The 18,632-nt window shown below is 44.8% G+C and carries 13 protein-coding genes; 5 read left to right on the top strand and 8 right to left on the bottom strand.

Annotation, left to right across the window (positions count from 1 at the left end; genetic code table 11):
- Positions 1 to 525: 525 nt before the first annotated feature.
- Both B9T20_RS08015 and B9T20_RS08010 read right to left on the bottom strand, forming a co-directional pair.
- Complete coding sequence (locus B9T20_RS08015) at positions 526 to 1,554, bottom strand: 6-phosphofructokinase (RefSeq protein ID WP_094490567.1); 1,029 nt, start codon at positions 1,552 to 1,554, stop codon at positions 526 to 528.
- 14 nt (positions 1,555 to 1,568) lie between these two features.
- The gene (locus tag B9T20_RS08010) at positions 1,569 to 2,243 is read right to left on the bottom strand and encodes a folate-binding protein YgfZ (RefSeq protein ID WP_233491640.1); all 675 of its coding nucleotides are present in this window, start codon (positions 2,241 to 2,243) and stop codon (positions 1,569 to 1,571) included.
- A 145-nt stretch (positions 2,244 to 2,388) separates the two neighbouring features.
- Here B9T20_RS08010 and alr point away from each other — a divergent pair, with 145 nt between their 5' ends.
- On the top strand, positions 2,389 to 3,456 hold the full coding sequence (gene alr, locus B9T20_RS08005; protein ID WP_094490565.1) for an alanine racemase: 1,068 nt from the start codon (positions 2,389 to 2,391) through the stop codon (positions 3,454 to 3,456).
- Here the strand turns inward: alr and B9T20_RS08000 are convergent.
- Genes B9T20_RS08000 through B9T20_RS07990 form a run of 3 tightly spaced genes read right to left on the bottom strand, consistent with a single transcriptional unit; the run spans position 3,453 to position 8,530 of the window.
- The gene (locus tag B9T20_RS08000; RefSeq protein WP_094490564.1) at positions 3,453 to 4,202 is read right to left on the bottom strand and encodes an SDR family NAD(P)-dependent oxidoreductase; all 750 of its coding nucleotides are present in this window, start codon (positions 4,200 to 4,202) and stop codon (positions 3,453 to 3,455) included. The genes alr and B9T20_RS08000 overlap by 4 nt on opposite strands.
- A 37-nt stretch (positions 4,203 to 4,239) precedes the next feature.
- Positions 4,240 to 5,190 (bottom strand): EF-P lysine aminoacylase EpmA, encoded by a 951-nt coding sequence (gene epmA, locus B9T20_RS07995; protein ID WP_094490563.1) that lies wholly within the window; start codon positions 5,188 to 5,190, stop codon positions 4,240 to 4,242.
- Between the two features lie 55 nt (positions 5,191 to 5,245).
- A complete protein-coding gene (locus tag B9T20_RS07990) occupies positions 5,246 to 8,530 on the bottom strand; it encodes a FimV/HubP family polar landmark protein (protein ID WP_094490562.1) in 3,285 nt (1,094 codons plus the stop codon).
- A 219-nt stretch (positions 8,531 to 8,749) separates the two neighbouring features.
- On the opposite strand from B9T20_RS07990, the gene B9T20_RS07985 reads away from it, so the two are divergent.
- A complete protein-coding gene (locus tag B9T20_RS07985; RefSeq protein ID WP_094490561.1) occupies positions 8,750 to 9,682 on the top strand; it encodes a glyoxylate/hydroxypyruvate reductase A in 933 nt (310 codons plus the stop codon).
- A gap of 42 nt (positions 9,683 to 9,724) precedes the next feature.
- Positions 9,725 to 9,985 (top strand): hypothetical protein, encoded by a 261-nt coding sequence (locus B9T20_RS07980; protein ID WP_008315949.1) that lies wholly within the window; start codon positions 9,725 to 9,727, stop codon positions 9,983 to 9,985.
- A gap of 29 nt (positions 9,986 to 10,014) precedes the next feature.
- Here B9T20_RS07980 and rlmB read toward each other — a convergent pair whose 3' ends face one another.
- Positions 10,015 to 10,761, bottom strand: coding sequence for a 23S rRNA (guanosine(2251)-2'-O)-methyltransferase RlmB (gene rlmB / locus B9T20_RS07975; RefSeq protein ID WP_094490560.1), 747 nt, complete (start codon positions 10,759 to 10,761; stop codon positions 10,015 to 10,017).
- A gap of 73 nt (positions 10,762 to 10,834) precedes the next feature.
- Complete coding sequence (fbaA, locus tag B9T20_RS07970; RefSeq protein ID WP_094490559.1) at positions 10,835 to 11,911, bottom strand: class II fructose-bisphosphate aldolase; 1,077 nt, start codon at positions 11,909 to 11,911, stop codon at positions 10,835 to 10,837.
- Between the two features lie 125 nt (positions 11,912 to 12,036).
- Here fbaA and B9T20_RS07965 point away from each other — a divergent pair, with 125 nt between their 5' ends.
- Positions 12,037 to 12,879, top strand: a complete 843-nt coding sequence (locus B9T20_RS07965; protein ID WP_094490558.1) for a hypothetical protein — start codon at positions 12,037 to 12,039, stop codon at positions 12,877 to 12,879.
- Between the two features lie 4 nt (positions 12,880 to 12,883).
- On the opposite strand, the gene mfd is transcribed toward B9T20_RS07965, so the two are convergent.
- Positions 12,884 to 16,252, bottom strand: coding sequence for a transcription-repair coupling factor (mfd, locus tag B9T20_RS07960; RefSeq protein ID WP_094490557.1), 3,369 nt, complete (start codon positions 16,250 to 16,252; stop codon positions 12,884 to 12,886).
- A 154-nt stretch (positions 16,253 to 16,406) separates the two neighbouring features.
- Here mfd and rlmKL point away from each other — a divergent pair, with 154 nt between their 5' ends.
- Positions 16,407 to 18,608 (top strand): bifunctional 23S rRNA (guanine(2069)-N(7))-methyltransferase RlmK/23S rRNA (guanine(2445)-N(2))-methyltransferase RlmL, encoded by a 2,202-nt coding sequence (gene rlmKL / locus B9T20_RS07955; protein ID WP_094490556.1) that lies wholly within the window; start codon positions 16,407 to 16,409, stop codon positions 18,606 to 18,608.
- Positions 18,609 to 18,632 lie beyond the last annotated feature (24 nt).

The raw sequence follows: 18,632 nt of genomic DNA, 5'->3' as shown, positions 1-18,632 counted from the left end.
ATTACTGTATATATAAATATACGCTGGAATTGATTTGGTTCGAAACTTGTATTTCTGTAATCACTTCAATACAAGCTCCCACACAAACCACTTAAGATTAATCTGTTAAAGAACTCGAGGGAGTCAAATGACTTCAACCTCGTGAAGAGCAGGCTATTTTACATGATCTAAATCATTTGTCAACACCTAATTTGAAAAGTTTTTTCAGCGAGGGAGAGTAAACTACCATCTCAACCTCTCAAAACCCTTCAAACTCACCGCTTTTCAGCAGCGCCTCGTTCAGAAGAGGTGCTCATTATAGATAAATTCAGAGATGTGTCAACACCCTTTTTCAATTAATTTTAAACTATTTCACAAAAGTGATATTTAACAACAAGATAAAGCATAAAAATAATTGAAATTAATTGTATCAAAGCACGCTGCCCTGCCATTCACCCCTTTATTTGATGCAATTTTCTTCTGTCATTGATACAAAAAACCCCGATATTTCTTCAATACCGGGGTAAATTTCTCATCAATTGCGCACTAAATGCCCATACAAACGCCAATTGATTGCAAAGTTTTCACCATTGCGTGATCTCTTGGCAATAATCTTGGGCGCCCGGCCACCTTTTCTAAAGGTACTGGCACCAGTTGTCCGCCTTGACTGGCCACCATGACACCAGTAATGCCAGCTTTTAAGTACTCAATGGCTTTGCTGCCGCATTGTGTGGCAAAAATACGATCGCCTGCTGTGGGCGTACCGCCGCGGCTCACATATCCTAATGTGGTTAAGCGCGCCTCAATGCCAGTGAGCTCAGGAATCTGATCCACCAATCGCATCGCTGCCACATGTTTTTTCGGTTTTAAGCCAAGCAAAGCATCTTCTTGAGAGATCGCCCCTTCTGCCACCACCAATAGCGCCGCTTTATGCTCATAAATTTGTGCTTTCAAAGATTTCACAATCGCGGTGGTTGAATAAGGAATCTCTGGCACCAAACAGATGTCCGCGCCGCCCGCTAATGCTGCACCAGCTGCCAACCATCCGGCATCACGGCCCATCACTTCTAAAATCATTAAGCGATGATGGGAATCTGCCGTAGTACGTAAACGATCCAATGCCATCACAGACACTTGCACCGCAGTATCATAACCAAAGGTAATGTCTGTTTGTGCAATGTCGTTATCAATGGTTTTTGGCAATGTCACAATCGGCACACCTTTTTTAGCCAACTCATATGAGAAGCGCTGCGTACCATCGCCGCCTAAACAGACCAAAGCATCTAAACCCAAGTCATTAAAACTTTTGACACAGTTTTCAACGGCTTCTTCTGTCCCTTTTGCACGACCGCCACCGCGACCGGTGCCCAAGATGGTCCCGCCAAGGCCGATGATCGGGCTCACATCTGCTTTTTCTAAAGGTTTAATGCAGCCTTCGGCTAAGCCTAAAAAGCCATCATGAATACCGGTCACTTTCCATCCTTCTTGGAAAGCTGTCAGTGCCACTGCTCTTAACGCAGCATTTAATCCCTGACAATCACCGCCTGCAGTCAACACACCAATATGTTTACTCATGAACCCTTCCTTTTTTATTCGTCTTCATTTTTCCAAACATGGCAAACCGTAATGTCTTTGGCAATTTTCAATGGTTGCGCCAATTCAGCCAACACCAAAACTGCCAATGCTTCATCACCATTGACCCAAACCACTTCGCCCGCCACTTCATTATGGGCATCAATTGTGTCACCAATATTAACGTCTTGGCCATTTAACGCCACTTTCCCTAGGCGTTTCTTATTTTTTCCCAAGTCACGTAAACGCGTCACAATCTCTTGACCAATGTAACAACCTTTACGCGGATGCACACCTTTTAATACATCTAAACTCACCATTTGTGGTACATATTTGCCTTGTGTTGCTGCCACAATCCATGGAATGGGTTCACTTGGGATCATTTGCATTGCTTCAGTTTCATGGACATCAGCCACGTCAATGGTCACTTTTGATCTAAACAGATAGCGCTTTAACAGTGTTGCGATCGCTTCGCTGATCTCTTTTGGCAAGTAAAGATCAAAGGTTTCAGAGTCCACGCGATTGATCCAAAACACCGCTTCTAATCTCCCTTTAATATTACATAAGCCCGCTAAACCAGAATTGCCTTCATGAGCATATAAATAGTCTAAATGATCCATGTCTGCCGTCAATTGACCATGGAGGAAATTACGGGCATCAATGCCTTTGACCACCAATTTTGCAAATTCCATTATCTTTTCACCTCATTTGTGTTCATCGATTGAGTATCAGTATAGCGGCATTCTACCTTTTGATCGGATAGATTTGCACCCACTTCCTTTTCGTATCATAATCTTTTCGCGTCAAGATTATACTAACTACCAAACCGAGGTTAATATGCGTCCGTTAAAAGCTTATCTCTCAAAAAGCGCTTTACTGCATAATGTGGCGTTTTTACAGCAGAAAGCCCCAAACAGTCAATTGTGCACTGTGCTCAAAGCCAATGCTTATGGGCATCGTGTGGCACTGATGGTGCCCATTTTAGAACATGTGGTCAACTTCTTTGCGGTCGCCGCGATTGAAGAGGCCGAAACCATTCGCACCTTATCAAACACCCCCATTATTTTACTCGAAGGCGTCTTTGAGCATCATGAATATCATTTATGTGATGAGTTTAATTTTATCCCCGCCATTGGCAATGAGCATCAACTCAATGGTTTATTAGATGCAAAACTCATGAATCCGATTGATGTTTTCATCAAAATTAACAGCGGCATGAATCGCCTTGGCATTCGTCCGGATGCATTGCCACACTATTATGAGGCGCTCAAACATTCTGCAAATGTTAAAAGCATTCAATTGATGACTCACTTGGCCTGTGCAGATGAACTCGATGACACCAAAACCCGCACGCAATTGGCATTGATGGCAACCTTACCTGAACAGCTGTTAGCGAGCATCTCAAACTCTGCCAATATTTTTGATGATCAAAAACCTGCTCAATCCATCGTCCGAGCAGGTTTAGCTTTATATGGCGCCTCTCCATTTGATGATCAAACGGCGGAAAATCTCGGTTTAAAACCCATTTTGGAACTGCGCTCTAAGATCATTCATGTCAATCACATCAAAGCGGGCGAACATGTGGGTTATGGCGCAACTTTTACAGCACCCCATGATTTACCTGTTGGCGTTGTGGCTTGTGGCTATGCCGATGGTTATCCGCGCGAGGTGAGCAAAGAAGCATATGTGCTCATCGATGGTTACAAAGCGCCGCTCATCGGCCGCGTTGCCATGGACATGTTCATGGTGGATTTAAGCGCTGTGCCTGAATCAAAATGGGATCGCGATGTGATCTTATTTGGCAATGCACTGCCAATTGAATATGTGGCCAAATGGGCGGGTACCATTCCGTACACTATTTTCACCCATTTAGCCGCGCGCATTCACTTTAATGTGATTGATTAATCATCATAATGCACTTTTAGCCCACCGAAGCTTTGGCTCGTTGGCATCACTTCAATGCGGTTAATGTTAATGTGTTTTGGCTGGTTTGCGAGCCAAAACACAATTTCTGCAATGTCTTTGCCCGTTAATGGCTCAGCTTTATCATAAAGCGCCGCGGCTTTATCATCATCGCCCTTAAAGCGCACATTTGAAAACTCAGTTTCCCCGCATAAACCTGGCTCCACGTTCGTCACGCGGATGCGTTTACCAAAAAGATCTGCACGCAAATTCAAACTGAACTGTTTGACAAAAGCTTTCGTGGCGCCATAAACATTGCCGCCCGCATATGGCCAACTACCCGCAGTTGAACCCATATTAATGATGTAACCCTCATTTTTTGCCACCATATGCGGTAAAAAGAGCTGTGTTAATGAGATGAGTCCCATCACATTTGTATTCACCATCGTTGCCCAATCCTCAAAATGGGCTTGATCCGCCGTTTCCATGCCAAGGGCTAAACCTGCATTATTGATGAGCACATCCACTTGCCCAAAGGTTTCAATGATCTCATCGACCACTTGCGTCGCCGCTAAGCGATCGGCAACATCTAATGTAAAACCGGTAAACTGCTCTTTGAATTCTGCTTTTAATTCCGCCAAACGCTCCGTGCGTCTTGCAATGCCAATCACATGATGACCGTGGGCGGCAAATACGCGCGCCATCTCTTGCCCAAATCCTGCAGATACGCCTGTAATCACGACATTCATATGCAACCTCCTAATAATTTATAATGATGAATAATGTTTAACTCTCTTCAAATGGAAATAAGATCACATCATTGATGTTATGTGTATTTGTCGCTGCCATCAAGAGGCGATCAATCCCCATGGCAACACCGCTGACCAATGGCGGCATGCTGGCCATCTCTTGTAAAAAGAGTTCATCGATCGCCACGGGTGCTAAACCATATTGCGTGCGCACCTGATTTTCTGCTTCAAAACGGGCGCGCTGTTCGATGGGATCCGTTAATTCCTCATAACCATTGGCCAACTCCAACCCACGCCAATACACTTCAAAGCGTTTGCCAATCGCATTGCCCGCGCAATCTTGTGTGATCTTTGCTAAAGAAGCTTGGGAAGCGGGATAACTGTGAAGCACTGTGATCACATTCGGATCAAGCGTTGGCTCAATCAAATGGCTCATGATCAAATCTAGATATTCATCTTTTGTTTGTGGCGTAAACGCAAGGGAAACGCCATGCGCTTTTAGCACCTCATCAAGCTCAGCTTCCATGGCCATAAAAGGATTCATGGACAGCTTTTCCATAAATAGGGATAAATAACTGTACTCAACCACTTCAATCTGTTGCTCAGCGAGCATGCGAATCAAATGAATCACCTCTTTGATCAATTCACACAGATCATCATCCACGCGATACCATTCGAGCATCGTAAATTCTGGCGTATGCCGCGGACTTAACTCGCCATCGCGAAACACTTTGCCCAAATAATAGATTGAGCCTGATTGATGGGCGAGCAAACGCTTCATATGATATTCAGGCGATGTGATTAAATAAGTGGTGTGCTGATAGAGCTTGCCGGAGCCATTGAAGAGACTCATAAAGTTCAACAGCGCAGGATCACTGTTGCCAAATTGACTCATGATGGGCGTATCAACCTCAAGCGCCGCCGTTTGATAAAAATATTCACGAATGGCGCGCAGCATCTTTGCGCGGCGCATCACCTTTTCTTGCATAATGACCTCAATAAAAAAGCCTAGAATCCTCTAGGCTTTGTTTGTTGTGAATGTGTTAGCTGATCTTTTCAAGGAGCGCTTGGGCTCTAGCCACTTGAGATGGATTGCCGTCTCGTACCACTTCCTCTAAAAGCGGCTTGGCCAAACTTGGATCAAAATCAATGTAAGCCTCTGCCAATTCTAACTTAATTTGCTCCGACTCATCATCTTCTGATGCTTCAGCCACTGGCACTTCCACCACTTTAATCACAGGTTTTTCAACGATCACCTCTTTTTCAATCACCGTTGGTGCAACCATCGCGGGTGCAACAGCTTCCACAACCGTTTCAGCAATTGGTGCTTTAGGCGTTTCCACCACAGGTTCTGTGATGATCACCGGTTCAGGCACAGCTTCTACCGCGGGAATGTCGATCAATTCGATTTCTTCAATGGGCGTCATACCTTCAAAGGGTTCAACCGTTTCCACCACTTCAGCCATCGGCGCTTCAAATTCCGATAAATCAAAGCTTGGGAAATCCATCTCATCAACCGCCGCCGTCATTTCGGGTGCCACAATTTCATCTGTGATGATGTCAGAGACTTCAGAAACCTCAGGTGCTTCTACCGTTTCTACCGCACGAATGTGCTCTAAAGACTCTTCGGCTTTTGCCACATTGTCTTTGACAGAGTCACCAATCGGATCAATGTCTGCAGGTGCACTGAAATCCAATGAATCTAAAAAGTCATGTCCCGCTTCATTGTCATCAACATCCGCAACAAAGCTTAAATCTAAGTTGTGATCCACTTCTTCTGTAGAAACTTCCATTAAATCAGCAAACTCAATGGCATCATCTTCTTCAAATTTTGCCAAATCGATCTCTGCAATGCCTGCAACTTGCTCATCATTTTCCAATGTGGTTTGTGCTGTGTCGATCAAATCCCCAAAGCTCACATATTCTGTGATCTCAGCGGTTGGATCATTGTTCTCTTCGCTGGCAATCGCTTCGATGGCGCCGCTGTCTGAATCTTGCGAGACAAACAATGGATTGTTTTCACCAAAGCTCATGGCCTCTTCGGTGGCCGTTTCCATCTCAGGCACATCGATGGCGACATTTTCAATATTGATGGGCTCAAAATCAATTGGTTCAAAGGCCATCGTTTCTTGTGCTTCAATCTCAACATCATCAATGGCATCCACCGCAATGGCATTGTCTTCGATGACTTCAGAGGTTTGATCTGTATTGCGTCCCGTAAAATCCAACACACCATCAAATTCTAATGTGTCAAATGTGGGCATCTCTTCAATCGGCGCTTCAACTGTTTCAGTTTTTGGTGCTTCAAAACCGGATAAGTCAAAGTCTAAACCACCCATTTCTGGCTCATCTGCCACCGCTGTTTCAACAGCTTGTGGTGCCGCTTCGCTTGGCGCATCAAATGAGAAATCAAAATCTAACGTATCAAATTCATTGTCTTGTGGCTTATCATCTGCTTTTGATGCTGTTGCCACCGCAGCTGCCGTGACGGCTGCCGCAGCAGGTGGTGCAAAAGAGAGATCAAAATCAAGTGCCGCCATCTCATCGTCTGTATTTTTAGAAGCTTCTGCTTCTTTTGACTCATCTTTTGCCTCGGTAAAGGAAAAATCAAAATCTAAGCTTTGAATCTCTGTGCCATCTTTCGCAGGGCTTGCACCTTCTGAACTTAAAACAGCCGCAGCGACAGGCGCAGCAACTGCAGCAGCTTTAGCAGCCGCTGATTTCACTTGAGGCGCATCTTTTTTAGGTGTTGCCTCAACGCCTTCTTCAACCATCACTTCTTGATCAGACGTTTCTGTTTTTTTACCTTTTTTCGCTTTTTTCTCTTTCGGCGCTTTAGGTGCTTTCTCCACTTGACCATCGGCGGCTTGACGACGACGCATCGCCACCATTGCTAAAATAGCCAACAATAAAATTAAAACACCGCCGCCCACATACATAATGTTGTCAAAGATGATCTCAATGATGCCAGGTTCCTCTTCAGGCTCCTCCACCATAAATACTTTGGGCTTAGCTGGTGCAACATTTGCCACTGATTCTGTCACTTGTGCCACACTTGCATCTACCACATCACCTTGTAAAGGTTCTTGAACCGTTTGTGTTTCTGTTTGCGCAGCGACCGATGCACTCATGGCATCATCTTCCACAGGTGCAATCGAAGGCTCGCTTGGCGAGATCACCGTCATGTCATTGGCATCATTCTGAGTGGCATCATTGGCAAGCCCATTGACCGGATGCACCACTTTTACCGGTACTTCGTCAATGACAGCGGTTTCTGTCACGCCATCGGCTGTATTTGCCACTTCCGCTGCCACGCCGGCAATTGCAGGCGCTGCAACTGCCGCCGATTTCGCAGTGCCATCATTGGATGTGGCTGGTGGCGAAGGCAACTCATAAATAAAGCCCACAGCTTCTGTTGTGGCTTCTGCTTTGACAAAGTTGTGTTGTTTTTTAGGTGTTTCGACAGGAATGATCAATGTCACATCTGCGCGCAATACACCAGCAGGCGTAAAGGCAGATGGATTGTGTTTTTTGATGATTTCAATCATCTTTTGCGGTGAGATGTGAGCCGGGCGCACTTTATTGGCAATGCTCCACATGGTTTCACCCGCTTCAACGGGCCCATAACGCTTCACAAGCGCAGGATCCACTGTATTTTTTAAGTGACTTTGAGTTTTGGGTGCTTTTGCCTCAGCTTTAGCGGGCTTGTCCGCTTTTTTCTCTACCGATGTCTTTTCAGCCGGTTTGGGGGCTTTATCCAGTTTAGGTGCCGCTTTTTCCACAGGCTTTTTCGCTTCGGCCACTTTTGGCTGTGCATCCACCGCTTTGGCGTTGGCAACTTTAGGTGCCACAACTGGCGCAACCACAGGAACATCTGCCAATGTCACTTGTTCTGTTGATTCAGCCACCGCATGATCATCAATGCGCACGCCATCGATTTCAATCTCAGCTGCATCGGCTAAAGGCTCTGGGCGAATGTCTAATAAAATCGGCAACTCAAACAACTGGCGACGATTATGATCATCACGGCTTTCCAGCAACAATGTCAGCGCAGGGGTTTCCACCGCTTCTGTTGTGGTGACCACCAACTGCTTTTTATCCGCTTCCTCAATCACATTGACAGATAAATCATAAGTGGGAATCGGGTGATTTAATCTTAAATACTCCGTGCGCTCAGCGAGTATCACATCCCCTTCCCCGATCACATCTGCCTGTAAGCGCAAAGGCTCATTCAAATAGGAGATGGTTCTTAAGTTCTCAACATCTGCCGCATGCGATAGCCCAAAGACACCTAACAATGCGATGGCCAAAATATTTTTTCTTATCATAGTTTGTTCCGAGTACTCAATATGATTCGTCTCTAACACATTAGAGCGAGTTTTAAAATTTTAAATAACCGACATTCTAACGAAAATTTTGAAAATCTGTTGTAAAAAATGCCATATTATAGCTAACTAAGATCAATTTAATGTCGGTATCATTTCCATACACTACTATAGTGTTCGGACAATAACAAAAATATAACCACAACAGAGGAGGAGAAGCGGATGGCCATTTTATGTCTCAGTACAGTATTGCCAAATTTTAACCAATGGATTAAAAATTTACATGCCATTGACCCAACATTAGACCTTCGCACGAAGGATAATCCCGGAGATTTATCTGAAATCACATCTGTTTTAGCATGGAAAGCGAACGATGAGGATTTTAAACAACTGCCAAACCTCAAGTTTGTGCAATCCACCGGCATGGGCATTGACCACATTTTAGAATGCAAAAGCATTCCTCAAGGCACCTTGATCGCTCGCATTGTCGATCATGACATGAAAGAGCAAATGGCAGAATATGCGCTCTATGGCGCCTTAAAAGCCTGCCGTAATGTGCAGTATTACAATCGTGATCAAGTCAATAAAGTGTGGCACATGCGTAGCCGCATCTTACCGAAAGATTTAACCGTAGGCGTTCTTGGTTTAGGCGAGCTTGGCAGTTATGTGGCCAACACTTTAAAAGCGCATGGTTTCAACGTCATCGGTTGGAAAAACACGCCACCTAAAATGGAAGATGCCAGTATTTATCATGGCCAAGATCAGTTGCCAGAATTTTTGAGCCAATGCAAAATCCTTGTGTGCTTATTGCCATTAACGCCTGAGACACAACACATTTTAAACCGTGAGACCTTTGCCCAATTGCCAAAAGGCGCTTACCTCATCAATCCTGCGCGTGGCGGACATGTTAAAGAGGCAGATTTACTTGAAGCCATTGAAAATGGTCAAATCAGCGGTGCACTTTTAGATGTGTTTGACACAGAGCCATTGCCGCAAGATCATCCGTTTTGGAATGAAGCAGCCATTGAAATCACGCCACATGTTGCCGCGATGACCAACCCAATCACGGCCAGCGAACAAGTCGCTGAGAATTTTCGCTTAGTGCGCGAAGGGAAGCTGCCGAATAACTTAGTGGATTTGAACCGCGGATATTAACTTATGATATGATGAACGGGTTAAACCATTGCGAGGTCATTCATGCTTAAATTTAACACGTTCATCTTTTATCTTGGCATCTTTTTAACAGGCTTAGGGCTTGTAGTGGGCTTGCCGCTCATCATCATTGGCTATCAAGATGTGGGCATGTATTTGACCACCATGATCGCGCCCCTTGGCTTTTTACTCTTTTTCACAGGCTTCATTGGCGCGGTGGCATTGCGTCCCCATGAAGAACGCATCAAATCTGATGTAGAATCTCGTCAAAAAGCAGAAAAGTACCAGCGAACAGTGCCAGATTAATCAAAAACCGCCCCATTGGCGGTTTTTTGTTATTTGCGTTTTGTGATGCGTTGACGATGGCTTTCAGACAACACAGCACCGGTTGCCACGGAAACATTCAAGCTTTCAATGCGTCCTTCCATCGGAATTTTTAAGAGAAAATCACACGCTTCACGCGTTAAACGACGCATGCCTTCCCCTTCTGAGCCCATGATGATGGCCAATGCACCCGTTAAATTCGCTTGATAAATGGTTTCTGTCGCTTCACCCGCTAAACCTGCCAACCAAACGCCGCGCTCTTTTAAATCATCGATGGTGCGCGCTAAGTTGGTCACCTCAATGAATGGCACACGTTCAGAACTGCCACTTGAAATTTTACGCACAATCGGCGTCAATCCACAGGCACGATCTTTTGGCACGATCACCGCATCCACCCCAAAGGCTTCTGCACTTCGCAAACATGCACCCACATTATGTGGATCGGTCACACCATCTAAAATCAATAAAAATGGGGCAGAGTTGGCCTCTAACAAATCATATAAATGGTTTTCATTTTTAGCCGGCTGCACACGCACTTCTGCGGCAATGCCCTGATGACGCGCTTCCCCAACTTTTGTTTCCAACATCTTTTGGTTCACCATGTTCACAGGGATTTTTTTATCCTGAATGCGATTTAAAAACGCTTGGGCACGTTTATCTAAACGTTGATCATTGAGCCAAACTTGTACGACAGAGCCCTCATCAAACGCCGCCTCCACTGCATGAAAGCCATGAATCCACATTGTTGCATTGCTCATTTTGTCACCTTATTCCATTATCATCAGCAAAAAAACCGCACACAGTGCGGTTTTTCATTGGCATTATTGTCAATTAGTTGCGGTTCATCGCATTTAACGCTTCATACGCTTCAAGCACACGCTCAACCAAAGAGACTTGACCAGCACGTAACCAAGCACGTGGATCATAATATTTTTTATTTGGTTTATCGGCACCTTCAGGATTGCCCAATTGACCTTGTAAATAATCTTTGTATTCGTTGTAGTAGCCTAAAACGCCTTTCCAAGTTGCCCACTGTGTATCTGTATCGATGTTCATTTTGATCACACCAAAAGAGATCGCATCGCGGATGTCTTGTAAGTCAGAACCTGAACCGCCGTGGAATACAAAATCCAAGCTTTTTGCAGGTAAATTGAATTTTTCAGACACATATTTTTGTGAGTTGTCTAAAATTGCAGGCGTCAAACGTACGTTGCCTGGCTTATAAACACCATGCACATTACCAAAAGATGCTGCAATCGTAAAACGTGGGCTGATTTTAATCAATTGCTCATACGCATACGCCACATCTGCAGGTTGTGTGTACAGCAATGCATTGTCGATGTCTGTGTTATCCACGCCATCTTCTTCACCGCCTGTACAACCTAATTCGATTTCAAGCGTCATGCCTAATTTTTCCATGCGCTCTAAATATTTTGCAGACGTTGCAATGTTCTCTTCTAATGACTCTTCAGATAAATCGATCATGTGAGAGGAGAATAATGGTTTGCCCGTTTCTTTAAAGAATGCTTCACCGGCATCTAATAAACCATCGATCCATGGCAACAATTTTCTTGCCGCATGGTCTGTGTGTAAAATGACAGGCACGCCGTACGCTTCTGCCACTGCGTGTACATATTTAGCACCCGCAACTGCACCACGAATCGCCGCCTCATGGCCTTCTAATTTCAATCCTTTACCAATAAAGAATTGTGCGCCGCCGTTAGAGAACTGAATGATCACAGGTGACTGAGCTTTTGCAGCCGCTTCTAATACACCATTGATGGATTCTGTGTTCACCACGTTCACAGCTGGCAATGCAAAACCTTCTGCTTTTGCGATTTCAAATACTTTTTGTACATCATCACCAAATAATACACCTGGTTTTACTGCATCTAAAATTTTAGCCATTTGATCGATCTCCTAAAATTACTAATCATTTCTCGCCACATTCTAGCACAACAGAAGATTTTTTCGTCATGATAATCTAAACTTAATCCACAACATAATCCGATAAAAAAACCATTGGGCATGCCATGAATGACTATCTCGATCATCCAAAGAAAATCCACTCTGACATCATCAATGCACTCAAAGCGATCTCTGTATTGGTGATCCCCGCGGCGGCGCTATTTTTGTTTAACATTGCCATTTATGCTTACAAAATGGCCTATTTTTCCACCTTTCATCTGCCCTTCATTCCGATCGAATCATCCTTGTGGCTTGATGTGGTGGAGAACAAAACCTTAGTCATTTTACTGCTCACCCTGCTCTTTTTTGCCATTGGCATCATCACAGCGGGCATCTTTTTATTTCGACACAGTTTAGAGAAAATCGCCAATCAAGAATTTTCATGGTCGCTGTTCATTGCCACTTTTGTATTGCTCAGCCCCTTCATCTTTAGCCTGCATGGTTTATCTTTGAGCACCCAAGTTGTCATGATTGTGCTCTATGCGCTGCTGATTCCTTTTTTATTCACCAAGCATTTTCACATCACATTGCACCATTTAAGTCGCTTATTGCCCCCAAAATTTCACATGCAAAAAAAAGAAAAAGCGGTGCTCCATGATGTGGCCTTCATCATTCTTGGCATCACCTATTTATTTGTCATCTTCATCATTTTTATTTTATTGATGGAATCGGTGGCCGGCCACCTTGGTACTTATCATGCCAAAGCGGTGGAAAGCACCATGTTATCCACATCTTTTGACCATTTGCCGCAGCATATTAAAGTCAACGGCACTTCACTCTATTTAGAAGCGTGCGATGCACGTAAATGCCTCGGTTATCAAGCCATCACAGATGGGAAGCAAACCGTGATTCAACCGCGATTTTTCACAGTCTATGAGATTGATTTCATCAATCCTGAAGTCTATTAACACATCATGGCGCAAGGCTTTCAATCAAATGTAAGATGCTATTGATGCGCAGCGTCTCATCTTCCAATGGAAAACGGTAACGCAAAACTTCCTGCCCTTGCAATTGGTAAAAATCGGGCTTTTGCTGAATTAAATCCACCAATGTGCGCAAATTGATGTTAGGCTTTGCCCCAAAAACAATACGAATGCCATCCTGATTTGCCTCAATTTTTTCCAAATTCAATGGCGCGGCTTTTAATTTAATTTCCGCGATTTTAAATAAGCGTTTCGCTTGCTCAGGCAATGGGCCAAAGCGGTCAATCATCTCAATTTGAATCTCATTTAATGCACTCATGTCCGTTGCGCTGGCAATGCGCTTATAGAGCGACAAGCGCATCGGAATGTCCATCATATAATCTTCAGGAATCAATGCCGGCACACCAAGCGTCACCGTCATGCCTTGTTTAAAGGGTTGATTGATGTCGAGCGTTTCACCACGTTTAATGGCCTCAACGGCACGGGTTAACAGCTCCATATACAATGAAAAGCCCATCTCCGTGATCTGTCCGCTTTGTGATTCCCCAAGCAATTCACCGGCGCCACGAATCTCCAAATCATGATTGGCAATCATAAAGCCTGCACCCAATGTTTCTGTTTCCGTCAATGCCTCAATGCGTTTAATGGCATCTTTGGTCATCTCACGCGCGGGCGGCACAATCAAATAGCAGTACGCGCGCTGATGAGAGCGCCCAACGCGGCCACGCAATTGATGCAGCTGCGCAAGCCCAAGCTTATCGGCGCGATTGATGATCATCGTATTGGCATTGGGTACATCAATGCCGGATTCAACAATCGTGGTGCACAATAACACCTGAATGCGATGGTGATAAAAATCGAGCATCACTTGTTCTAGTTCCGCTTCCTTCATCTGCCCGTGCGCAATGCCAATGGTAATTCCCGGCATTAAGCGTTCAATCGTGGCTTGCATCAACTCAATCGTATCCACTTCATTGTGTAATACATACAATTGCCCACCGCGTTTTAATTCACGATTCATCGCCTCAATCATCAACTCATCATTCCATTGATTGACAAAGGTTTTGACAGCAATGCGCTCCACAGGTGGCGTTGCGATGATGGACAACTCACGAAGCCCCGACAATCCCATGTTAAGGGTTCGAGGAATGGGCGTTGCTGTCATGGTCAATAGATTCACTTCAGTGCGCAAAGATTTGAGCTGCTCTTTATGTTTGACGCCAAAACGATGCTCTTCATCGATGACAATGAGCCCAAGATTTTTAAAATGCACATCTTTTGAGAGAATTTTGTGCGTACCGATCACAATGTCAATTTGGCCTTCTGCCAAAAGTGCTAAGGTTTGCTTGGTCTCTTTGGTGCTTCGAAAGCGTGATAAACCGGCAATTTTCACCGGCCAATCGGCAAAGCGATCCACAAAATCTTGTACATGCTGCTCGGCCAATAAAGTGGTCGGCGCCAATACTGCCACTTGATAACCATTCATCACCGCCATAAATGCCGCGCGCATCGCCACTTCTGTTTTCCCAAAACCCACATCTCCACAGATGATGCGATCCATTTTGCCAACGGTTAAATCACTTAAAACATCATCAATGGCGCGCTGCTGATCGGGCGTGGTTTGAAATGGAAAGCTTTTGGCAAAATCATCATATTCCGGCACAATCGCCATGCCGCGCGCTTTTTGTAATTCTCTGCGGGAATAAATGTCCAACAATTCCGCGGCGGTGTCATGAATCTTCTCAGAGGCTTTTTTACAAATTTTCTCCCATTGATCCGAACCCAATTTGTGCCACGGCGCGCTCTCTTTTGAACCGCCTGTATATAAAGAAAGATCATTTAAATCGGTGATTGGAATGTATAAGCGGCCGTTGCCCTTGTATTCGATCACCAAAAGTTCATTGTCATCAATGTTATCAAGCCCGACATAGCGACCAACGCCATGCTTTAAATGCACAATCGGATCGCCGGCTTTCAAGTGATCGATGCTCGTGAGCATCGATTTGACATCCACCGTTTTTTGCTGCTTTTTACGCCCCGTTTGCATCGGTATGCCAAGGAGCGCATTTTCCGTCACAATGGCAAACTGATGATCATAACGAAAGCCTTCACTCAATGCGCCGATCATCACAGCAAAAGGTGCGGGTGTTTTGGCGAACGTCACAAAATCATCCGCAATTTTTGGCGACAGATTGAGCGCTTTCAAACGCTCTAATAACATTTCACGGCGGCCATGAGTTTCTGTGGTGATGATCAATGACATCTCAGGATGCTGCACCAGCCACTCACTCATTTGCCCCATTTGACTCACAACGGGCGCTTCATGGGTGAATGAAAGCTCAATGATCGGGCGCTGCTTTAACAGTGCTTCAATGCCAAGAACATTGAGATACAGTCGTATCGGCGACAACAGCGGTTTTTCCACATCATGGCGGTAACGCTCATAACGGTGATCAATCATCTGTTGAAATTGTGCCCCACTTTTAAAGAGATTCGGATAAAGCACCAATGTTGTGTGTTCTGTGAAGTAATCAAACAATGTTGCCGTTTGCTCAAAAAATAGGGGCAGATAATTTTCAATGCCGGCCGGTAAATTGCCCTGAATGATCTCCTGATACAAGGCGCATTTGGTGGTATCAACATTGAAGGCTTCTTTAAATTTTTTCTCAAAGCGCTCAAGGGCACTTTGACTCATCTCAAATTCACGCGCCGGCAAAATTGAGAGCTCAGGCAATGCCTCAAGCGTGCGCTGTGTTTCTGGATCAAAGGTGCGAATGCTTTCCACCTCATCATCAAAAAAATCAATGCGGATCGGCGCTTGAATGCCCATCGGAAAAAGATCAATGATACTGCCGCGCATGGCAAATTCGCCGGGCTCCATCACTTGCTTGACGGCTCGATAGCCGCTCGCTTCTAACACTAAGCGCCACTGATCGCGATCAATGCGATCTTGCGGTTTTAACAATACGCTGTGGCCATCTAAAAAACTTGGTGGCGCTAAACGCTGCATCAATGTTGGCATGGTGACAATCAAGGTCTCAATCGATCCTTGACGTAGGCGTGCAAGTGTCGATAAACGTGCAGAGATGATGTCAAGCTGCGGAGAAAAGGCATCATAAGGCAATGTTTCCGTATCTGGAAAGAGCACCGCATGATGATCAAAGAATGCCAAATCCTGCACCAAGTTTTCTGCCTGCTGCATATTTTCCACAATCACCACCATCGATTGCTTGCTATTTTTAGCAGCGTTTTGCAACTGATGGGCAAATGCGGCGCCATTGGCCACTGACCAATCCACCGTTTTGATCGTTGATGGTATCGATGCTGAATCAACCACAAATGCTTTTTGTTTAGCCATAATCTTTTTTGAAATGTGATGAAAGCATCATTGTCAGCCAATTGCCCCATGAATACAAGCGAAAAACTGATGATTCTGCACGTTAAATCAGACAAGCTGCCCAATCTTTCGTTATAATAATTTGTTGAATACAAAAATTTATGGTGATTGATACATGTCCTCTTTTTTTATTACTTGCGCACAAGGTTTAGCGCCCTATGTTATCGATGAACTCGCAGCTTTAGGCATCGAATCGACAAGCGATGCAACTGGCGTGCGCTTTGAAGGTGGACTCAAAGAGGCTTATCAAGCACTGCTCTGGACGCGCTGCGGCTCTCGTGTGTTATTGCAGCTCAAAGCAGGCTCGATGAAAGATTTAGACGATCTGCATCGTCAGCTCTCAGGTTTTCCGTGGTCCACCCACATGTCGGATCAAAGCACATTTGTGATTCAAGTGACCACAAAACGTGCGCAGCACATCCACACACAATATGCCGCGCAGCGCGTGAAAGATGCAATTGTGGATTATTTTGACATGACCACAGGCGGCCGCCCATCGGTGGAAAAAACGGATCCTGACTTGCGCTTTTATGTGCACATTCAAGATACTGCTTATACTCTCTATTTAGATTTAAGTGGCGAACCTTTACATAAGCGCGGCTTTCGTACTGAGCAAGGCGTTGCGCCGATCAAAGAAAATTTAGCCGCTGCCCTGTTGTATCGCTCAAAGTGGCCAGAAAAAGCCAAAGAACATCAAGATTTCATTGATCCATTGTGCGGTGCGGGCACGATTTTGATTGAAGCGGCTTTAATGGCGCGTGACATTGCACCAGGACTTTTCCGTCGTAGCTTTGGCTTTGAAAACTGGCGCGGCCACAATGAACACACTTGGGGCGAATGCGTGAAGATTGCCAAACACCGTGCAGAAGTGGGCGCAAACACTTATCAAGGTAAACTCTACGGCGTTGAGCGCAATGCGCGCATGATTGGCATCACCAAAGCAAATGCCGATCGCGCAGGCGTTTTGAAAAACATGTCTTTTGCCCATCAAATGTTTGAACACTTTAAAAAACCTGCGGACATGTCTGACAAAGGTTTGATCGTCACCAATCCGCCATACGGTGAGCGTTTAGGCGAAAAAGAGGAACTCAAACCCACTTATGTTGCCCTGGGCGATTGGCTGCGTGCGTATGAAGGCTATGAAGCTGGCATCATTACCTCAGATGTGGAACTCGGTAAACAGATGGGATTGCGTGCTCGTAAAGTCAATAAATTCTACAACGGCGCTTTAGAGTGCGTGTATTTACAATTTGCCATTGAGCCACAATATTTCGTGGATCGCAAAGCGGCAGAAGCACGCCAAGAAAAACGTGATCATGAAGAGATCATGAGCGAAGGCGGCATCGACTTTTTCAATCGCCTCACCAAAAACCGTAAAAAATGGGAAAAATGGGCCAAGCAAAATCATGTCATGTGTTATCGCACATATGATTCTGACTTACCTGAATTCAATGTCGCGATCGATCGCTATGATCAATCCCTTGTGATTTATGAATACAAAGCCCCAAAAAGCATTGATCCTGAAAAAGCGGCCAAACGCTTAGAGAAGATCAAAGCGATTGTGCCGATCGTTTTTAGTGATTTAAAACCTGAAAATATTCACTTTAAACTGCGTGAACGCAAAAAAGGCACAGAGCAGTATGAAAAAGAGAATGCCCAAGGTGATTTCTTTGCTGTGGAAGAAAATGGCTCTAAATTCTGGGTCAATTTGGTCAATTATTTAGACACCGGTTTATTCTTAGATCACCGCAATGTGCGCAAAATGATCCAAGAGAAAGCCAAAAACACCAATTTCCTGAATCTGTTTGCTTATACCGGCAGTGCCAGCATTTTTGCAGCGGCGGGCGGTGCAAAAGCAGTGACCACAGTGGATATGTCTAAAACCTATTTAAAATGGGCGGAAAATAACTTTGCCCTCAATGGTTTTAATGGCAAAGCGTATCAGTTCATTCAAAAAGATGTCTTAGAGTGGCTCACGCAAACAGCTGCCCACATCGAAGCCTTACCTTTGATGAAAAAGCGTGATGCACGTTATGATTTGATCTTTATGGATCCGCCTTCGTTCTCTAACTCAAAGCGCATGAGCGATGTATTAGACATTCAGCGCGATCACATTCGCCTCATCAATGACGCGATGACATTGCTGACTAAAGAGGGTTTGCTCATCTTCTCAACGAATTTGCGTAACTTTAAAATGGAACCTGAGCTGTTTGAAGCGTATGACATTCAAGATGTTTCACGTGAAACCTTACCCATGGATTTTGCCCGTGATCCAAAAATCAGACAGTGCTATTTGATTCGCCATAAAAACGCATAAGAGAATAGAAACTACTCGGCATTG

It is taken from the genome of Wohlfahrtiimonas sp. G9077 (assembly GCF_002252155.1).
Taxonomy (GTDB): domain Bacteria; phylum Pseudomonadota; class Gammaproteobacteria; order Cardiobacteriales; family Wohlfahrtiimonadaceae; genus Wohlfahrtiimonas.
This window is presented reverse-complemented; position numbering and strand designations above follow the sequence as displayed.

Bases quoted from the DNA above. Each gene is read 5' to 3' on its own strand.
- B9T20_RS07980 (WP_008315949.1), top strand. From the start codon at position 9,725: ATGCTTAAATTTAACACGTTCATCTTTTATCTTGGCATCTTTTTAACA.
- alr (WP_094490565.1), top strand. From the start codon at position 2,389: ATGCGTCCGTTAAAAGCTTATCTCTCAAAAAGCGCTTTACTGCATAAT.
- B9T20_RS07985 (WP_094490561.1), top strand. From the start codon at position 8,750: ATGGCCATTTTATGTCTCAGTACAGTATTGCCAAATTTTAACCAATGG.
- rlmB (WP_094490560.1), bottom strand. From the start codon at position 10,761: ATGAGCAATGCAACAATGTGGATTCATGGCTTTCATGCAGTGGAGGCG.
- B9T20_RS08010 (WP_233491640.1), bottom strand. From the start codon at position 2,243: ATGGAATTTGCAAAATTGGTGGTCAAAGGCATTGATGCCCGTAATTTC.
- rlmKL (WP_094490556.1), top strand. From the start codon at position 16,407: ATGTCCTCTTTTTTTATTACTTGCGCACAAGGTTTAGCGCCCTATGTT.
- B9T20_RS07990 (WP_094490562.1), bottom strand. From the start codon at position 8,530: ATGATAAGAAAAAATATTTTGGCCATCGCATTGTTAGGTGTCTTTGGG.
- fbaA (WP_094490559.1), bottom strand. From the start codon at position 11,911: ATGGCTAAAATTTTAGATGCAGTAAAACCAGGTGTATTATTTGGTGAT.
- epmA (WP_094490563.1), bottom strand. From the start codon at position 5,190: ATGCAAGAAAAGGTGATGCGCCGCGCAAAGATGCTGCGCGCCATTCGT.
- B9T20_RS08015 (WP_094490567.1), bottom strand. From the start codon at position 1,554: ATGAGTAAACATATTGGTGTGTTGACTGCAGGCGGTGATTGTCAGGGA.
- mfd (WP_094490557.1), bottom strand. From the start codon at position 16,252: ATGGCTAAACAAAAAGCATTTGTGGTTGATTCAGCATCGATACCATCA.
- B9T20_RS08000 (WP_094490564.1), bottom strand. From the start codon at position 4,202: ATGAATGTCGTGATTACAGGCGTATCTGCAGGATTTGGGCAAGAGATG.
- B9T20_RS07965 (WP_094490558.1), top strand. From the start codon at position 12,037: ATGAATGACTATCTCGATCATCCAAAGAAAATCCACTCTGACATCATC.